This window comes from Bradyrhizobium sp. USDA 223 (assembly GCF_044909005.1).
Classification (GTDB): domain Bacteria; phylum Pseudomonadota; class Alphaproteobacteria; order Rhizobiales; family Xanthobacteraceae; genus Bradyrhizobium; species Bradyrhizobium yuanmingense.
The window spans coordinates 4,914,459-4,931,286 of sequence record NZ_JBIYDR010000001.1; the positions used below are offsets into that span (position 1 = coordinate 4,914,459).

Genomic DNA, 16,828 nt, shown 5'->3' on the forward strand with positions numbered 1-16,828 from the left:
GGAGGTTAACGCGCAAGCCCCCTTCACCAGCTCGCCGGCAGCCGCTTCAGCCCGCGCAGCACGAAGGTCGGCCGCCATTCCGGGGTCTCGATGTCGTCGATGCGCAGATCCGGCAGCCGCCGCAGCAGGGTCGCGATGGCGATCTCGGCCTCGATCCGCGCCAATTGGGCCCCCAGGCAGAAATGGATGCCGCCGCCGAACGACAGCGGCTTGACGTTCGCCCGGGTGACGTCCAGCCGGTCGGGCCTGTCGGGGTAGACCGCGCCATCGCGGTTGGCCGAGCCGAGCAGGCACAGCACGGTCTCGCCCTTGGGGATCTTCACGCCGCCGAGGTCGTCGATATCCTCCAGCGTAACGCGCCCGGTCATCTGCACCGAGGAATCATAGCGCAGGAACTCCTCGACCGCGTTCGTGATCAGCTCCGGTTTCGCCTTCAGCAGCGCAAGCTGATCCGGGTTGCGGTGGAGCGCGAGCAGCCCGTTGCCGATCAGGTTGACCGTGGTCTCGTGCCCTGCGCCGAACAGCAGGATGATGTTGGCGGTCAGCTCCTCGTTGGTGAGCTTGTTGCCGTCCTCCTCGGCCTGCACCAGCTGGGTGATGAGGTCGTCGCCGGGATTCTTGCGGCGCAGCTCGAACAGCTGCTGGAAATACATCTGCGCCATCAGGTTGGCGGCGTTGCCCTGTTTGATCTCCTCCGGCGAGAGCGGCACGGGATCGAGCAGCCGCCCGCCGTCCCGCGAGCTCTTGTAGAACACCTCGCGATGCTCCTCGGGGATGCCGAGCATGTCGCAGATGATGGTGACGGGCAGGCGGAAGGCGAAATCCTCGATCAGGTCCATGTGCCCGCGCGCGATCACGGCATCGATCGCCTGGTCGACGATCTCCTGGATCCGCGGCCGCATGTCCTCGACGCGGCGGGCGGTGAAGGCCTTCACGACCAGGCCACGCAGGCGCGTGTGGTCCGGCGGATCGGCTTGCAGCATCCATTGGCTCATGCTGCGAAACACCGGCTCCTTCATGATCTCCGGGCCGTAGCGGCGCGTGGTGCGTTCGACGAAATCCTTGCCGAAGCGCTTGTCACGCAGCACGAGGCTGACCTCGGCGTGACGGCTGGCGACGTACTGGCCGAACGGCGTCACATGGATCGGATCGACCGTGCGCAGCCGTTCATAGTGCGGATAGGGATCGCGGATGAAATCCGGCGAGAGCGGGTTGAACAGCGGTCCGCCAAATGGTTGCACTTGCTCGTTCATGGTGACCTCGGATCGGTTGCCGCATGACACGCATAGGCAAGGCTGCCCCATCGCCCGGCGTAACCATCCCTCGAAGATTATCAACTCGATACATTGTTGTATCGAGTTGCATTCTGCCCTAAGCTGCGCCGATGTCAAGGGTGAGAACCAGGCCGACCAGGGACGACACGCGCGAGGCGCTGTTCGAGGCGGCCGCGCGCGTGTTCGAGGCGGACGGCATCGGCGGCGCCAGCATCGAGGCGATCGCGGCGGCGGCGGGCTTCACCCGCGGCGCGTTCTATTCGAACTTCAGGAGCAAGGACGAATTGATCTTCGCCATGCTCGAGGATCATGTCGCGCAGTCGATCCGGCGCAACATGGACATCCTGGCGCAGCACGACAATCTCGACGATTTCATCGCGGCGCTGAAGGCGATGGATCGCAGCCGCCAGGATCCGCTCGGCCGCTCGCCCCTGCTCCACATGGAGATGATCCTGTTCGTCGCGCGCGCCGAGAAGCGCCGCCCGGAGCTCGCCAAACGCCTGCGGGCGCGGCGCAGGCTGGTCGCCGACATCGTCGAGGCGACATCGAAGAGCAACGGGCGCAACGTCAATCTGAACCCGCCCTGGATCGCCTCCGTCGTGCTCGCGCTGGAAGACGGCTTTCGCCTGCACCGGCTGATCGACCCCGAGACGACGCCGGCCGACAGTTTCCTGCGCGCGATCACGGATCTCCGGCGCAGGACTGGATTGGCCCCGGCCTAGCGGGTGCCTTCCGCGACCGGCGCTCCTTACTTCTTCTTTGCGGGTCCGAAATCCGGTTGCCAGGCGACTTCCTTGCGGGACGGAGCCGCGGCGATGACCTTGGCCTTTTCCTTCTTCGGCTTCTTGGCTTCGCGGTTGCCGCGTTGCTGGCCCTTTGCCATGTCGCTCTCCGTTGCTGGTTTGAGTTCGTCGAATTCATTCGGCTGCAGGACACGGCCGCGCGGGGTGCAGACCCTGACGTCCATGTAGCCCTCGCGCAGCAGCTTTTCCGCGAGACGTAGCGCGACCGTCGCAGTTCCGCGGCCGAGATTGGAGCTGCCGTATTCGTTGGTGCCGCTGACCAGATACGGCACGCGTGTTGTCCTAGCCATTGATGACCGCAGCGGCGCACACGAGAATCAGAAGAAACAGCGGAACGATCACCGGCGGCACGATCCATTCCAAGATGCGGACACGCGACATCGAACGCTCCTGCGAAGCCTTCGGCGGGAGCACACGTGACCCTCAGTCACCGGTCGATGCCGTTGAGAAGCGCGGTGATGACAACGACCCTACGCCCGGGCCGAACCAATAGCGAGCGCTAAATGCGTCGCGGGCCAGCGCCGCACCGTGACAAACCGTTCGCCGCTAACGCAGACGATAGTGCTGGCTATTGCCGCGCCAAAGGCGCATGCTCGTCGCAGCCAGCACCGGTTGGGGCTTCACTTGCGAAAGGCAGGCGTGCATGACCATCCGCTCGCGGCGAGAGACCGTCATCTTCAGGCGTCCGTTCCAAATCCGCGGCATCGCGCGCACCTTGCCGGCGGGCACTTACGAGGTCGTCACGGATGAGGAGACGATCGACGGCTTGACATTCGCCGCCTATCGCCGGGTTGCCACGATGATCACTGTCCCTGCGGAAGGCCTGCGCGGTACCACGGAGGTACTGTCGATCGGTTCTGTCGATCTTGCTGATGCGCAAGCAGCGGACGCGAGCATAGCCAATGACTGACCGGCCGGTCGATCTCGACAAGCACCGTGGCATGGCCGCGCAGAAGGCCACCGACCTGCGCCGCGCGCTGGCCGAGGTCGAGGCCCATGTCAGGGAGTTGCGCGAGCGCGAGGCCGATCTCGAGCACCGCATGATGACGGTGCCCGCTGCGTCCTGGCAGGAAGCCGCGGTGAAGGCGCGCCATCTGCTCAACCTCTATGCTGCGAGTCTTCCGGCAGAGGACACGCGCCACCGCGCGCTCGTGTCGGCGCTGTTCGACGATTTCGCACGGCTGTCCGGGGACGGCTGAGCCGAGCGACGGCCGCCCGCATTCTACGCGCATGCCGGTGCGAGCCAGGAAACCGGCGCGCGGTCCCGGTCAATGACCGGATGGCGCGACCGCGCCAGGACACCGACGTGCAATGGAGTAGGCCATGACCCTGACGAGCGGCCGCTTTATCGGCCATGAATACGAGCGGATGATCGTACGGTTCTCGATGCATGACGGCGCCAGGGAGATTCCTTGCGCAATTTCGACCTCCGCGATGGACGATCTCGAGCAGGGCCCGCAAGTCAGGCCCGAGCAGCGGGAAGCCCAATTCGCGCGTCTACGGGATCGCATCGAAGCGTGTGCTGCGAGCAAGTATCGCGCCACAGAGTTCGAAGGTACCCCGCCGGGCATCGTTCTGCGCGGCATCGATTTCAGGCGATAGGATCTCAGCCCATCGAAGACAGCCCGCGAAGCCTGGTCGGGCTTTTCTGCAGCGTCACGCTGACGCGGCATGGTATGAGATCCGGAAAGTCGATCGTTGCTACTCGGGCCTTGCCTTGATCTCCGGCAATGGCGGCTTGCGCTCGAAAGGTTTCTTTTTCGGCGGCGCGGGCAGCAATCCTTCCCTGATCGCCTGCTTGCGAGCCAGCTTGCGGGCGCGGCGAACGGCCTCGGACTTCTCGCGGGTCTTCCTCTCCGACGGCTTTTCGTAGGACCGTCGCTGCTTCATTTCCCGGAAGACGCCCTCACGCTGCATCTTCTTCTTGAGAACGCGCAGTGCCTGCTCAACGTTGTTGTCTCTGACGAGTACGTGCAATTGATCCTCCTGGCTCGGGCTGCGAATGCGACACGTCCTGCAGGGCAGCCAATTGCGCAGGAGCTTCATTGCGATGTGTGATGATGGTGGGCCGCGACATTGGTCGCGGCTTCGGACGAGCCGATCTGCTTGTCACAGCGAGCAGCTTGGTGGCGCCACGTGACCATTGTCGTGCTGCGCTGTCAATCGATAACGCCTTGCTCGCTGATTGACCGACACTCGCAAAGCGCCACGATCGGAACAGAAGAACCGCCTTGCAGCAAACAAACTGGCTTCGCTCCTTGCAAATGCGCGAAAGTCGTATATATTGAAGTTGTTCGATTAGCCGCTGTGCCTTGTTGAATGCGCCCGCGGGCTCCTTTTCCAAAGACATCGACGAAGTTGAAGGTAACCGCGCGATTGTCGCGCGGGATGCGCTCGCGCGCTTTGGAGAAGACAATGACGACAGGTACGGTCAAGTGGTTTAACGGCCAAAAGGGCTTCGGTTTCATCCAGCCAAACGACGGTGGCAACGATGTGTTCGTTCACATCAGCGCCGTTGAACGGGCTGGGCTCGCTGGTCTGGGCGAGGGCCAGCAGGTCAATTTCGAGATCAAGACCGACAAGATGCGGGGCAAGTCCAGCGCCGAGAACCTCTCGCTGGCTTGATATCTTGGCGCCGTTTCACGGATGTACTGAAACGGTCGCTTTGCCCGCTCAATCCCTGGATTGAGCGGGTTTAGTCTTTGCGGGTGAATGATGAGCAGCAAGAAGCCGGCAGAGCCGTCACCCGAAAGCATTGCGCGTTCCGATCGCAAGCGCCTGGCCGCTGAAGAGGGCGCGCGGGCATTGGCGGACGTGGAAAGGCAAGCCATCGAGGTTCGCAAGAACATGGCGCGGCTCCGAGAGGCGCGCCAGGCAAGGGAAGCGGCCGATGAAGCTCTTCGGTCGACTTTGCCGGTGCCTAAGCTCAAGAAGCGGACAAGGAAGCTGGCGCGATAGCCGTCCAACATCGCCGGCGAAATCTGAAGTGCCGATCCCATGCCGGAGAGTGCAGATCGTGCCTCGCATAAAGCCAGATCACGGAACCATCACTTTCTTTCTCGCGTCCGGCGCAAATCGGCAGATGTGCCGGCTTGCAACGACATTCAACACGCAGAAGCAGGCCTTCAGCTATCTACAGAAGCATCGCACGGAATTCGAGCGTATGGCGCGGGCGCGCCTGGCTTCAGGAGAGCTCGAAGACGGGATTGTCGTCCTGTCGATGCTCTGAAGCGCGATTATCTCCGAGATGAGCGTCATCCTGGTTGACCGGTCCAGCTCTCGTCATAGAAGGACGCTCTGAAGGCGCTCCCGCCTGCGTGCCTATGCGACACTAACTCGTCTTCTCGGAGGGGCTTTGTCGCTCGGCCTCCCTCGCCAGACGTTCGGCCTTTAGCCGCTCGCGATTTGCGTGGAAGGCTTGGTCTGCTTTCTCGTAATCAGTCGCTGGTTTCGTCGCGGTCTGCTTGAACAGGTTGTTCGCCTCGGTTACCGCACGCGCTTGGGAATTCCGTCTCATGGCTTGTCCTCCGTCGTGAATTCGACGTCCGCCGGCGTGGCGGCTTGGTTGCTGCTCGGCCTATTCTCGGGTCGGCTTGCGGCGCTTGGACCGAACAATTCGCACCCCGCGGAACTCGTTGGGCCCATCGAGCAGATGCTGCTTGCGGGTTGCCCTATCCTCCGCCGTCGTTGCCGCATCGCCCATGCGGTCGATCTTGTCAGCGGCCATTTTGCGAGCGCGCACCTTCTGATTATCCTGATCGGCGTGCAACGCAAGCCTCAAGTCCACCAGACGGCTTATTGCCCCGGACCATGGCGCGGTACCTCTCCGGTGGATGCCGTACACCAAACCGTCTGTCGCAGATGCGTTCCTATGGGCCGGGAATATCGCCCAAGGCGGCTACGCCGTCCGCTTCGCCGCCTCGTGTCCGACTGCCGCAACATCGAGCCGCCCCAGCATCGCCCTCGCCTGCTCGGCGCAATGCTCGATCAGCCAGCGCTCGAAGGCGGCCGGCGGCAGCGGGGGAGCGTAGAGGAAGCCCTGGACGATGTCGCAGCCGAGCTCGGCCAGCGTGCTGCGCTGCCCCTCGGTCTCGACCCCCTCGGCGACCACGCTCATGCCGAGGCCCTGACCGACGCGGACCACGGCGGTGGCGATCGCGAGCGCGCCCGCGTCCTGCTCGATGTCACGCATGAAGCTGCGGTCGATCTTGAGCTCGCGGATCGGCAGATGCGCGAGCCGGCTGAGGCTGGAATAGCCGGTGCCGAAATCGTCCACCGAGAGGCCGACGCCGAGCTCGCGGATCGCGTTCATCGTCTCCAGCGCCGCGGCGCCGTCCTGCATGAACGCGCCTTCGGTAATCTCCAGCATCAGCGCGTCCGGCCGCAGATCGTGCTCGGCCAGATGTCCTTGAGCCGCGCGGCCAGCGTGACGTTGCGGAAATTGATCGGCGACAGGTTGACCGAGACGCAGGGGATGTTGAGCCCGGCGCGGCGCCAGCTCGCCATCTGGCGGCAGGCCTCGCGCACGGACCACAGGCCGATCTGCTCGATCAGCCCGCATTCCTCGGCGAGCGGGATGAACTTTGCCGGAGAGACGTCGCCGAGCTCAGCATCGCGCCAGCGCGCGAGCGCCTCGACGCCGTGGATCGCGCCGTCGCAGCTGCGGATCTGCGGTTGGTAGTTGAGGCTCAGCGCACCTTCCGCGACGGCGCGGCGCAGCGCCGCGATCAGCGCCAGCCGCTGCTCCGCGAGCACGTTCATCTCGGCACTGAAGAGGCGATGCGTCGAGCGTCCGGCCTGCTTGGCCATGTACATGGCGGCATCGGCCTGCTGCATCAATGTGTCGATGTCGGTGGCGTGATCGGGATAGAGGCTGATTCCGATGCTGGCGGACATCGGCATCAGCTTCGATCCGAGCCGCAACGGTGCGGACAGGGCCTCGGTGATCCCGGCCGCGATGCGCTCGGCGGCCTCGGCATTGCGTTGCGGCAGCAGGATGACGAACTCGTCGCCGCCGAGCCGTCCCAGCATGTCGTCGGGACCGATCTGCTCGCGCAGGCGCTGCGCGAGCAGGATCAAGAGATCGTCGCCGGCGGCGTGGCCGAGCGTGTCGTTGACGTCCTTGAAATGATCGACGTCGAGGAAGGCGAGCGCGACATGGCCTCCGGTCGGACAGGCATTAATCGCGGTCGTGATCAGGTGGCGCAGCTGCGCGCGGTTCGGCAGGCCGGTGAGCATGTCGTGATAGGCGAGCCGCGCGATTTCGGCGCGCGCCTCCTTGCGCTCGATCGCGAATGCGCCGAGGTTGACGCAGGCATCGACGATCTCGTGGTGCCATCTGCTCGGCGCCCGCGGTTCGCGATAATAGAAACCGAAGGTGCCGATGACCCGGCCGTCCTTGGCCTTGATCGGCGTCGACCAGCAGGCGCGCAAGCCCACTTCGAGCGGCCGCGCCTTGTAGGGCTGCCAGCGCGGATCGGCATCGATGTCGGCGACCAGAACCGGAATGCCGTAAAAGGCTCCGGTTCCGCACGTGCCGACCTCGGGACCGATCGCGATGCCGTCGAGCGAACGGGAATAGTCCTCGGGCAAGCTCGGGCCGCCCAACGGATGGAGCAGGCCGGCGGCGTCGACGTGCAGCAGCGAGCAGACGACGCCGGGCGCGATCTGCTCGACGCGGCGGCACAGCCGATCGGCAATCTCGGTGATCGGCGCCTCGTCGGCGAGCGCCGCCATGATCAGTTGCTGCAGCGAGCGCAGCTGCCGGGATTCGGTGATGTCCTCGAGCAGCGCGAAGATGTGCTTGACCCGGCCTTTCTTGTCGCGGAAGGCGTCGATCCGGGCAGAGACCCAGATCTCCTCACCATCCCTGTCGTAGACGAGCACCTCGGCCTCGTCGCGCTGGCCGCTCTGCATCAGCCGCTTGACGAGCTTCGCAACCGCCTTGCGATCGGTGTGGCGGCCGGCGATGAGCTCGCCGGCGCGGCGGCCTTCGGCCTCCTCGCTGGTATAGCCGAACAGCGCCGTGAACGCGGAATTGACGTAGACGATGTTCTGCTCGACGTCGGTGATGATCACCACGCGGTTGGTCTGGTCGGAGACTGCGTGGAGAAGTGCGATCCTGGCGCGGCGTTCGGCATCGAGGGTGACGTCGCGCGCGAACACGATGTGATGGGTCGCGCCGTCGACCGTCGCCGACGACATCGCGATCTGCGCCTTGATACGGCTGCCGTCGCGCCGCGCGAGGCTGATCTCCTCGCGGAAATCCGCGGTCGCACCGGCCTCAAGACATTTGAGGGTGAGGACGGCGGCATCGCGGCCGAGCACCTCGGCGGCAGCGAGCTTCCAGATCCGCTCCGCGGCGGGGTTGAAATGGGTGATGCGATGCGCCTCATCGACGATGACGATGCCGTCGTCGGCGCGTTCGAGCGCGGCGCGCAGCACGTCAGGAGTTTCTGTCGCAAGGTGATCGGAGGCGGGCATCGTCTGGACCAGCGGCATCGGGAAATGCGGCAATCGGCGAGAGGTTAACGCTCCGATGGTGTCCAAGACGTTTTTGCAATCCGGTCGCGCTGCGCCAAGAGGCGGCATGATTAACGCTTCGCGAAAACGCCGAAGGTATCTTGAAGCGTACTGGACCTATTCGGATCCCATTTTGAGCTTGGGCAGCCGGCCGGCCACGGCCCTCACCTTGCCCGGCGCCGCCCGCCAGATCGCGAGCGCCGACACGCCGCTCACCACCATGGCGAGGGCAAAAGCCAGCGTATAGTCCCCGACGCGATCATAGAGAACGCCGGTCAGCCATGGTCCGGCCGCACCGCCCGCCAGTGCCGCGAGCATGATCGTGCCGAAGATGCTGCCCTGGTGCCTGCCTTGGAATATCTCGAACACCACCGCGCCCATGATCGAGGTGAGGCCGTAGCCGAACGCGCCTTGCGTGAACACCATGAGATAGACCAGCCCGAGCGAAGCCTGGTACTTCAGCGCGATCAACGCGGCGTAGCAGACGACGAAACCCGCACAGCTGATCGCCCACACCCACTCCCTGCCGATGCGGTCGGAGACATGCCCCAGCATGATCTGGCCGGGGATACCGAGCAGGCTGACCATGCCGAGTGCCCACACCGCAACGCCGGGGCTGAAGCCGACATCGAGCAGGAATTTGGTCTGGTGCACCTGCACCGCGTACCAGACGTACAGGCCGCAAAAATAGCCGAGGGCGATCCACCAGAACCGCGCGGTCGCGACGGCTCGCCGCAGCGTCCAGTCGGTGTTGACCCAGGCGTGATCGACCACGTTGGAGACCGGCCCTGCCGCGCCTGCGGCCGGAGCGGCATCGCCGTCCGGCTGGAGGCCGATGTCCTCGGGACGCTTGTGCAGCAGCAAGTTGATCGGCGCCAGCGCGATCAGGACGAGCAGGCCCATCGCGGTGCAGGCGGTGCGCCAGCCGGTCTGCTCGATCATGTGCTGCACCCAGGGCAGCAGCGTCACCGAGCCGATACCGACGCCGGCAAAAGCGATGCCGATGGCGAAGCCGCGCTTGCGGATGAACCAGTTCGGCAGGAACAGTGACTGGCCGGAATAGCCGAGACAGACGCTGCCGGCGCCGACCATGACGCCGATGGTGACATAGAGGTGCCAGGGCGCGCTCGTCAGCGGCGCCAGCAGCAGGCCGCCGCCCATCAGCACGACCCCGAGCTCCATCACCGCGCGCGGACCGGCGCGGTCCATCAGGCGACCGATTAGCGGGCTGACCACGCCCGACACCACGAAGCCGAAAGAGAAGGCGCCCGCCGTGACGCCGCGCTCCCAGCCGAATTCGGAGATGATGGGCGGAAAGAACAGCGAAAAGGCGGTGCGCGCGTTGACGCCGATCGCCATGGTGACGAAGGTCACGGCGACCACGACCCAGCCGTAGAAGAACGGAAGCCGCATATTGTGTGCTTGTTTCATCCCTAGACGGTTCTTCGGACCATCCGGGCCTGTCCGGGTCAAGCGCTTTTCGCGCATGCCCGCTGGGCAGCAACGCCGTTGGAAATGAGAGCGGCCTCGCGGCCATCCTTCGAGACGCCCGCTTTAGGCGGGCTCCTCAGGATGAGGACCGAATGCGCGGCAGCCGTTTCAACGGGCACGGATGCCGCTCAGCCTCATCCTGAGGAGACCGCGAAGCGGTCGTCTCGAAGGACGAGGCGTGCGCTCAGGCGGCGTCGAGCCGTGAGGATTTGGCCGGCGCGTCGAACAGGATCCGCTCGATCGGATGCGGTCGGCCGAACAGATACGCCTTGCGCAAAATTGACGCCGAGCGCCTTCAGCCGGTCGAACTCCTCGCGCGTCTCGACGCCTTCGGCGGTGACCGACATGTCCAGTCCGCGCGCCAGCGTCACGATCGAGGAGATGATGGCGGAAGAGCGCGGCTGCTGGGTCAGGTTGCGAATGAACGACTTGTCGACCTTGATCTTGTCGAACGGGAACGCGGTCAGGTAGCTGAGCGAGGAATAACCGGTGCCGAAATCGTCGAGCGCGAGCTCGACCCCGAGCTGCTTCAGCCGCTCCATGAAGGCATGGTTCTCGCTGCCGCGCTCCAGCAGCACGGATTCCGTGATCTCGATCTCGAGCCGCTGCGGCGGCAGGCCGGAATCGGCGAGCGCCGCACAGATCATGTCGAACAGCTCGGCTTCCTTGAACTGGATCGGCGACAGATTGACGGCGATCATGAGATCGGCGGGCCAGCCGGCTGCGTCCGCGCAGGCGCGCCGCAGCACGAATTCGCCGAGCGGCACGATCAGCCCGGTCTCCTCCGCAAGCGCAATGAACTGGTCCGGAGGGATCAGGCCGCGCGTCGGATGCCGCCAGCGCACCAGCGCCTCGAAGCCGCGTCGTTCGCCACTGAGGGCATCGACGAACGGCTGGTAGTGCACCTCCAGCTGGCAGCGCGCGATGGCGTCGCGCAGATCTCCTTCCAGCGTGTTGCGGGCCTCCAGCTCGGCCGACATCGCCTCATCGTAAATCGTGAAGCAGTTGCGGCCGGCCGATTTCGAACGGTAGAGCGCGAGATCCGCTTTCTTCAGGAGCTGCTCCTGATCGCTGCCATGATCCGGCGCGATCGCGATGCCGATGCTGGTGCCGATCTCGACGCGGTGTCCGGGCAGCAGGAACGGCTCGCTCACGAGCTTGGCGATCCGCGCCGCCAGCTCGGTCGAGCAGGCGCGCTGGTCTTCGCCGGCTTGCTGGATGATGGCGAATTCGTCGCCGCCAAGCCGCGCCAGCACGTCGTCGGCGCGCAGTGCCGATTTCAGCCGCTGCGCCACCTGGCGCAGCAGCGCATCGCCGGCCGCGTGGCCGAGGGAATCGTTGACGTTCTTGAAGCGGTCGAGGTCGAGCATCAGGATCGCGAAGGGCTGGCCCCTCGCGCTCAACTTGCCGTTCATCTCGTCGAGACGGGTGAGGAAGAAGGCGCGGTTCGGCAGTCCGGTGAGGATGTCGGTCTGGGCAAGCTCGAGCACCCGCCGGTTCGCCAGCGACAGCCGCCGCGAATTGCGGCTGGCGAGCATCAGATAGGTCGACAGCGACAGCGTCAGCAGCATGCCGACGACGAGGACCGCAACCGCGCGGTCGTAAGTCGTCGCCAGCGGACCGCCGGCGGTCGGAACCGCCCGCACCTGCCAATCGATGTCGCCGATCTTGAGACTGCCCGACCAGTGCAAGGTCCGCGCGATGTCCCGCATCGACCGCAGCGCCGAGGCGGCCGACGCATAATCCGGCAGCATCTGCTCCAGGCTGACGATCTGCGCCGTGAACGGCGGGAAGACCGTCATGCTGACGGCGGGGCTGGCTCCGGTGGTCACGCGGATGGACTGGATCAGCAGCGGCAGGTCGAAGACGCCGACCACGACGCCGGCGATATTGCGGCGCCGGTCCGCGATCTCCTCGCGCGAGGTTCCCTTGGCGTAGACGGGAACGACGACGAGGACATAGGACGGCCGGTCGCTGTCCTTCGGCCCGAACAGGCGCGTGCGCATGGCTGCGACGCGATCGTTGTCGCGCGCGCGCTCCAGCACCGCCCGTCGCTCCGGAACGGTCGTGTAGTCCATGCCGTAGACCGACGAGGTCTTCGGCTGCGTCGAGTAGAACACCGGAAAATATTCGTCGCTCTGGGGCGCGGTGACGAAGCTCTCGCCCTGCAGCGCCTTGATGTGATAGCTCGACAAACCATCCCGGACCGCCGCGGCCTCGTATTCCGCGCGCTCCTTGCGGTTGACGCGCGGCAACCAGGAAATGCGCAGCATTCCGGGGTGACGCTCGAACAAGCGGGCGCTGAAGGTCTCGAATTCGCTGCGGGTGACTTCTTCGTTGGTCGATTCGAACAGCGTGCGCAGCGCGAGAAGCCTCGATATGTACTCGTTCATGCCGTTCTGCAGGACGATCGCCTGGGTCTCGGCCGCGTTCTCGAACTCGATCTTGTTGACGCGATCTTCCCACCGCGCGACGGCGGCAGCGCCTACGATCGAGAACAGCAGGCCGACGCCGACCGCGACGAGCGCAGGACGATAGAGCCCGAGCAGCGGCGCGGCACGCCACCATCCGCCTCTACGTCTCCGATCCTGATCGTTCTGATCGCGACCGCCCATCTTGAAGCCGCCGTCCCCTATCCGCGACGAACCGAACCTCTGGTTGAGGTGCCGGTGCCGCTATCGGAACAAGACGGCGGTTAAGAAGTGCACAATTTCGCAAACTGGTCGTACCGCAATGCGGAAATTAGTTAACGAAGTGCGCGAACGATCCCGGCTTTCTCGACATAAGTTGCCGGTTTTCCCCGGTGTACTACGGCCTATCTGAGTCGTGCCGCTTAGCGAGCTATTCAGGCTCGCAAGGCTATGTTGCGCAAGGTTTCCTTCCCATGATCCGGCAAAGCCTCCCGATGCATCGATTTCGATCAGCGAGATCCGTCGTCCTGACCGTCGCGCTTCTGGCCGCCACCATGCCGGTTGCGAGAGGCGACGAGGCCGGCATCAGCGAGGATGCGATCCTGCTCGGCCAGGCCGCGGCGCTGGAAGGCCCCTCCTCCGCGCTGGGACAGCGCATGCGGCAAGGCATCGTCGCCGCGTTCACCGAGGTCAACGCCAAGGGCGGCGTTCATGGCCGCAAGCTCCAGCTCATCAGCCGCGACGACGGCTACGATCCCGACCGTTCGGTGGCGCAGACGCTGCGTCTGATCGACGACGACAAGGTGTTCGCGCTGATCGGTGCGGTGGGCACGCCGACCGCGATGGCGACGATACCGATCACCAGCTCCAGGAACGTGCCCTTCATCGGCCCGTTCACCGGCGCCGAGTTCCTGCGCGATCTCGAGCTTCCGAACGTCGTCAACATCCGCGCCAGCTACGGCGCGGAGGCGGAAGCCTGGATCAAGCATCTCACCGAGGATCGCAAGTTCACCCGCATCGGCATCTTCTATCAGGACGATTCCTTCGGCCGCGACGGGCTTGTCGGCGTGAAGCGGGCGCTCGCCAAGCGCGGGCTCGAGCTCGCCGCCGAGGGCACTTACGAGCGCAACACCCGCGCGGTCGGCCAGGCCTGGCGCATGATCAAGCGCGCCGACCCCGAAGCCATCGTCATGGTCGGGACCTATGGTCCGTGCGCGGAGTTCATCAAGCTCGCCCGCCGCAGCGGCGCTCGTCCAACCTTCGTCAACATCTCCTTCGTCGGCGCCGTTGCGCTCGCCGCGGAGCTCGGCCCGGAGGGCGACGGCGTCATCGTCTCGCAGGTGGTGCCGTTTCCCTGGGACCGCTCGCTCAAGCTCGTCGCCGACTACCAGGCGGCGCAGAAGGCGTTCGACCCTACGCTGACACCGGATTTCGTCTCGCTGGAAGGCTATCTGTCCGGCCGCCTTGCGGCCGCGGCGCTGGAAAAGGCCGGCCCTAATCCGACCCGCGCCAGCCTGCTGCGCGCCATCAACGATACCGGCCGTTTCGACATCAGCGGCAGCATCGTCACCGTCGGCACACGCATGCTCGACACGCCGCCGAAGGTGTTCCTGACGGTGATCCAGAAGGATGGGACGTTCAAGGCGGTGGACCGGCTTTGAGACCCTTCACGGCCGCCGCGTCCAGCGGTCGGCGTTGACGGCACCTTGCGGGATTTCTCCCCTTGCGATGGCCTCGACCTGTCGCACCGTCTCCAGCGACTGGTATTCGATGGCCTGCGGCGTCAGCCCGCCGACATGCGGCGTCGCGATGACATTCGGCAGCCTGGCGAGCTCGGGCGTCGGCATCTGGTCCGGTGCGCGGCCGACATCCATGGCGGCGCCGGCGATGCGGCCCTCACGCAGCGCGTGCGCCAGTGCGGTCTCGTCGACGAGATTGCCGCGCGAGAGATTGATGAAGACGGCATGCTTCTGCATGCGCGCCAGCGCCGCCTCCCCGATCAGATTCTCGGTCTGCGCGTTGGCGACGGCTAGGCAGACGACATAGTCCGATGCGACGAGGAGCTCGTCGAGACCGACCTGCCGGATCGCGGCATCGCTGACGGTTACGAAGGGATCGGAGACCAATACCTCCATGCGCAGCACTCTTGTGATCTCGGCGAGGTAGCGCCCGATGCTGCCGTAGCCGATGATGCCGATCCGGCTGCCGGCGAGCTGGCGGCCCATCCGTGCTTCCGGCTTGCGGCCTGCCTGGTAATCTGCGGTGGTCCGCGACACGCCGCGGGAGAGATCGACCATGAAGCCCAGCGCGAGCTCGGCCACGGCCTGCACGAAGCCGGGCCCGGCGCGGGTCACGAGCACGCCGGCTTGCGAGGCCGCATCCACGTCGACGTTGCGGATGTCGACGGCGCAACGGACGAAGGCCCGCAGATGCGGCAATTGCGCAAAGATCTCGCCGCGCCCTTCAGTCATGCGGTCGGCGACGATGATGTCGGCGTCTTTGGCTGCGCGCACCAGGCTGGCTGCGTCCAGCGGCTCATCCTTCTCGTGCAGGATTACCTCGGCGACCGCACGAAGGCCGTTCAGGCTGCGATCGCCGTAATAGTTGCGCCGCATCTCCGGGGTGTGCGCGAGCAGAACCTTCACGACAAGCCTCCTTCAATAGCCGAATGCCCGCGGCAGCGCGGTCGAAACGTCTAGCACAGGGACGGCTCCGGCAGATACCCTGCCCCATTTTGCCGCGGCCCCTGAGTGATCCAGCGCACAGACGCCCTCATGGCGCGGACTTAGAAATAGTGACATCATCGTGCGCATTGCCGTTGGAGGTGACATCATGCGCCGTCCAGTCTTTTCGAATTTGCTTGTTGCGTCCGGGCTTCTCGCACTCACCCAGTTGGTGACGCCGACGGACGCGGCCGCCGAAGCGCGGCTTGCGCTGGTAATCGGCCAATCGGCCTATCGCACGGTGCCGGAGCTGCCCAACGCCGCCAACGACGCCAAGGGCATGACGGAGCTGCTCGGCAGTGCCGGCTTCACCGTCACCACGGCGGCCAATCTGGCCCAAACCGAGATGCGCGCGGCGATCTCGGACTTCGCCGGCAAGGTCAGTGCCAGCGGCCCCGACACCGTCGCGCTGGTGTTCTATGCCGGCCACGGCCTTCAGATCGACGGCGAGAACTATCTGGTGCCTGTCGATCTCGATCCCAAGCGCGAGGCCGACATCCCGCTGCAGGGCGTGCGGCTGAACGACATGCTCAACACGCTCGGCGCGCTGCCGACGCGGGCGCGCATCTTCATGCTCGATGCCTGCCGCAACAACCCGTTCCCAGCGCTCAGCGGCGCCGGCCACGGCCTTGCGATCGTCGATACCAAGGCCGGCGCGCCCGGCTCGTTCATCTCCTATTCGACCTCGCCCGGCGCCGAGGCCGAGGACGGCAACGGCCTCGACAGCCCCTATACGACGGCCGTGCTGACGGTCGCCAAGCAGCCGAACCTGCCGATCGAGGAGATGTTCAAGCGCATCCGCGTCGCGGTGGCACAGTCGACCGACGGCCGGCAGATCCCCTGGGAAAGCTCCTCGCTGACCACCGATTTCAGGTTCTTTGGCGAGAGCGGCGGCAGCACGCCCGCTCTTCCCGGCGCATCCGCCATGGCGCTCGCCGGCGGCACGCGCAGCGTCGCAGACTGGCGCAAGACATTGCAGGGCAAGCCGGCCATGGTCGCCTATGAGCTCGTGATCACCGAGGACACCGTGGAGGCGTATCAGGCCTATATCGAGCTGTACGCCCAGGACACCCGCACGCCGCGCCTTCGCACCGTGCTGGAGCGGCGTCGCCAGATGCTGGCGTGGGAGCGTGCCACCGCCATCAACACCCGCGCCTCGTTCGAGGCATACCTGGCGAACTGGGACAACAGCGATCTCGCGGCAACCGCGCGCCGGCTGCTGCTGCGCGTGCAGAACCGCAACTACGCCGTGCCCGTCGCCGCCGCGGCGACGCCCGTCGCGGTCGCGATGGCGCCGACCTGCCCGTGTTCGACGCCCGCGACCCCGGCAACGCCGGTCCCGCCCGTGATCAAGAAGCGCGTCGAGGAGACCCCGCCGAAGCGCAAGGTGGTCGAGACGCCGCCCAAGCGACGGCCGCCGTCCGAGCAAGTGGTCTACGAGCGCGCACCGCCGCCGGATCGCGGCCCGCCGCCGGAGGCCGTGATGCAGGGCATCGGCATCGGCGTGGGGATCGGCCTCGGCATGGGAATGGGCGGCCGCGGCGGCGACCATAACAGCGGTGGCTACCGCAGATACTGAGCCGGTCCGGCACCAGCAACATTCG

At 65.5% G+C, this 16,828-nt stretch carries 15 protein-coding genes and 2 pseudogenes; 9 read left to right on the forward strand and 8 right to left on the reverse strand.

The annotated features are described in order from the left end of the window. Window positions 1–23: 23 nt before the first annotated feature. Window positions 24–1,253, reverse strand: coding sequence for a cytochrome P450 (locus tag ABIA40_RS22875; RefSeq protein WP_404543337.1), 1,230 nt, complete (start codon window positions 1,251–1,253; stop codon window positions 24–26). A 131-nt stretch (window positions 1,254–1,384) separates the two neighbouring features. On the opposite strand from ABIA40_RS22875, the gene ABIA40_RS22880 reads away from it, so the two are divergent. Continuing rightward, on the forward strand, window positions 1,385–1,996 hold the full coding sequence (locus ABIA40_RS22880) for a TetR/AcrR family transcriptional regulator (RefSeq protein ID WP_271540717.1): 612 nt from the start codon (window positions 1,385–1,387) through the stop codon (window positions 1,994–1,996). Window positions 1,997–2,022: 26 nt separating this feature from the next. Here ABIA40_RS22880 and ABIA40_RS22885 read toward each other — a convergent pair whose 3' ends face one another. After that, window positions 2,023–2,349, reverse strand: coding sequence for a hypothetical protein (locus ABIA40_RS22885; protein ID WP_271540718.1), 327 nt, complete (start codon window positions 2,347–2,349; stop codon window positions 2,023–2,025). 371 nt (window positions 2,350–2,720) lie between these two features. Between ABIA40_RS22885 and ABIA40_RS22890 the strand changes: the two genes are divergently transcribed. From ABIA40_RS22890 to ABIA40_RS22900, 3 genes are all read left to right on the forward strand, one after another. Continuing rightward, on the forward strand, window positions 2,721–2,987 hold the full coding sequence (locus tag ABIA40_RS22890) for a hypothetical protein (RefSeq protein ID WP_271540719.1): 267 nt from the start codon (window positions 2,721–2,723) through the stop codon (window positions 2,985–2,987). Further along, the gene (locus tag ABIA40_RS22895; RefSeq protein ID WP_157284730.1) at window positions 2,980–3,276 is read left to right on the forward strand and encodes a hypothetical protein; all 297 of its coding nucleotides are present in this window, start codon (window positions 2,980–2,982) and stop codon (window positions 3,274–3,276) included. Before ABIA40_RS22890 ends, ABIA40_RS22895 begins: the two co-directional genes overlap by 8 nt. 124 nt (window positions 3,277–3,400) lie before the next feature. Further along, the gene (locus ABIA40_RS22900) at window positions 3,401–3,679 is read left to right on the forward strand and encodes a DUF1488 domain-containing protein (protein WP_036037411.1); all 279 of its coding nucleotides are present in this window, start codon (window positions 3,401–3,403) and stop codon (window positions 3,677–3,679) included. A 99-nt stretch (window positions 3,680–3,778) separates the two neighbouring features. On the opposite strand, the gene rpsU is transcribed toward ABIA40_RS22900, so the two are convergent. Then, complete coding sequence (gene rpsU, locus ABIA40_RS22905) at window positions 3,779–4,054, reverse strand: 30S ribosomal protein S21 (protein ID WP_128263103.1); 276 nt, start codon at window positions 4,052–4,054, stop codon at window positions 3,779–3,781. Between the two features lie 438 nt (window positions 4,055–4,492). On the opposite strand from rpsU, the gene ABIA40_RS22910 reads away from it, so the two are divergent. From ABIA40_RS22910 to ABIA40_RS22920, 3 genes are all read left to right on the forward strand, one after another. Continuing rightward, window positions 4,493–4,702: a cold-shock protein gene (locus ABIA40_RS22910; RefSeq protein ID WP_197961561.1), complete on the forward strand. Its 210-nt coding sequence runs from the start codon at window positions 4,493–4,495 to the stop codon at window positions 4,700–4,702. Window positions 4,703–4,792: 90 nt separating this feature from the next. Then, the gene (locus ABIA40_RS22915) at window positions 4,793–5,035 is read left to right on the forward strand and encodes a transcriptional regulator (protein WP_157284815.1); all 243 of its coding nucleotides are present in this window, start codon (window positions 4,793–4,795) and stop codon (window positions 5,033–5,035) included. 49 nt (window positions 5,036–5,084) lie between these two features. Continuing rightward, entirely contained in the window at window positions 5,085–5,306 is a 222-nt protein-coding gene (locus ABIA40_RS22920; protein WP_027572524.1) for a hypothetical protein, read from the forward strand. Window positions 5,307–5,654: 348 nt separating this feature from the next. Here ABIA40_RS22920 and ABIA40_RS22925 read toward each other — a convergent pair whose 3' ends face one another. The 4 genes and pseudogenes from ABIA40_RS22925 to ABIA40_RS22940 all read right to left on the reverse strand — a co-directional run bounded on the left by ABIA40_RS22925 (window position 5,655) and on the right by ABIA40_RS22940 (window position 12,705). Beyond that, entirely contained in the window at window positions 5,655–5,846 is a 192-nt protein-coding gene (locus ABIA40_RS22925; RefSeq protein ID WP_271540721.1) for a hypothetical protein, read from the reverse strand. A gap of 129 nt (window positions 5,847–5,975) precedes the next feature. Then, a pseudogene (locus ABIA40_RS22930) lies at window positions 5,976–8,560 on the reverse strand (EAL domain-containing protein). A gap of 156 nt (window positions 8,561–8,716) precedes the next feature. After that, the gene (locus ABIA40_RS22935) at window positions 8,717–10,012 is read right to left on the reverse strand and encodes an MFS transporter (RefSeq protein ID WP_271540743.1); all 1,296 of its coding nucleotides are present in this window, start codon (window positions 10,010–10,012) and stop codon (window positions 8,717–8,719) included. 262 nt (window positions 10,013–10,274) lie between these two features. Beyond that, a pseudogene (locus tag ABIA40_RS22940) lies at window positions 10,275–12,705 on the reverse strand (EAL domain-containing protein). A gap of 290 nt (window positions 12,706–12,995) precedes the next feature. Between ABIA40_RS22940 and ABIA40_RS22945 the strand changes: the two are divergent. Next, window positions 12,996–14,162: an ABC transporter substrate-binding protein gene (locus ABIA40_RS22945; protein WP_271540723.1), complete on the forward strand. Its 1,167-nt coding sequence runs from the start codon at window positions 12,996–12,998 to the stop codon at window positions 14,160–14,162. 6 nt (window positions 14,163–14,168) lie between these two features. Here ABIA40_RS22945 and ABIA40_RS22950 read toward each other — a convergent pair whose 3' ends face one another. Further along, window positions 14,169–15,146: a hydroxyacid dehydrogenase gene (locus ABIA40_RS22950; protein WP_271540724.1), complete on the reverse strand. Its 978-nt coding sequence runs from the start codon at window positions 15,144–15,146 to the stop codon at window positions 14,169–14,171. Window positions 15,147–15,333: 187 nt separating this feature from the next. On the opposite strand from ABIA40_RS22950, the gene ABIA40_RS22955 reads away from it, so the two are divergent. Beyond that, window positions 15,334–16,803, forward strand: a complete 1,470-nt coding sequence (locus ABIA40_RS22955; protein WP_404543339.1) for a caspase domain-containing protein — start codon at window positions 15,334–15,336, stop codon at window positions 16,801–16,803. Window positions 16,804–16,828 lie beyond the last annotated feature (25 nt).